Source organism: Acidithiobacillus sp. IBUN Pt1247-S3 (genome assembly GCF_041146875.1).
GTDB lineage: Bacteria > Pseudomonadota > Gammaproteobacteria > Acidithiobacillales > Acidithiobacillaceae > Igneacidithiobacillus.
The window spans coordinates 1-827 of sequence record NZ_JBFRXP010000071.1 but is presented as its reverse complement, the minus strand read 5'-3'; the positions used below and the strand labels follow the sequence as shown (position 1 = coordinate 827).

The 827-nt window shown below is 56.3% G+C and carries 1 protein-coding gene; it reads right to left on the bottom strand.

The window, feature by feature from the left end; translation table 11 throughout:
* Positions 1-191 precede the first annotated feature (191 nt).
* Positions 192-827, bottom strand: a 636-nt coding sequence (locus AB4090_RS15085) for a hypothetical protein (RefSeq protein WP_369574696.1), incomplete at its 5' end; no start/stop codon positions are given.

The following is an 827-nucleotide window of genomic DNA, read 5'->3' as shown; positions in this document are numbered from 1 at the left end:
AATCGAAAAGCCAAAAAATACTTCCCGATAAGAAATGAGTGCAAGATAAAGAAGGAGTACGCTATAGCGCATCCCGGGAAGCGCTCGGGACTCGCTGGTTTCTTATCGGGAAGTGGCCGCCCGGTCCGGGGCAATGTCGCTTGTCTACCGGGTAGACAAACCAGACGGTGCCGGTTCTGGTGGAATTTTGTCTACCCGGTAGACAAATCGGATGTAACCATGTGGTATTCCACCCACCAAACATATCGCCCGCCGACGATGACGCCCGCCCAGTGTGTGAGCAAGACGCCAACTATCGTGGAGGCGAGGATCACCATGAGGAGATGGAAAGCGATAGCTGTCCATCCAGATAGGGCTGCCTCCAGCAGAAGAGGAAGGGCTGGAGACAAGGCGAGTATCGCGATCCCCAACGCTCGGGCAGTGTTTTCCATGGCTATGGGTTTCATTTGTGCGAGGTTCGGATGTTTTCGCTCAAAGAAAGCGAGCCATGCTTGCCTTTGCTCCGGGTGAATGCAGTGGGTGCGTAGGCGTTTTCGGACGGGCGCCAGCAAGGCGCCATTATGGAGTAACGTCAGCCCCAGGAACGCGAATTCTTCGGCAAGAGGGTACCATCTCGACAGATCCGAAAAAAGAGAAAAGCCGAAGGTGATGATCCATGCGCTGCCAAAGAGTGTCCCCAGCAGGAGCAGCGCGGTTTCCTTTGCGGTGCTTTGAGTGATGGGGAAGCTCGCCGTTTTGGGCGGCTGCCGGAAGTCCTCCCAGATGATCCCCGGGGTGATCCAGAGTGCGCGGGTCGCGTTGCTGATCTGCATGGTCCACCAGAGGGC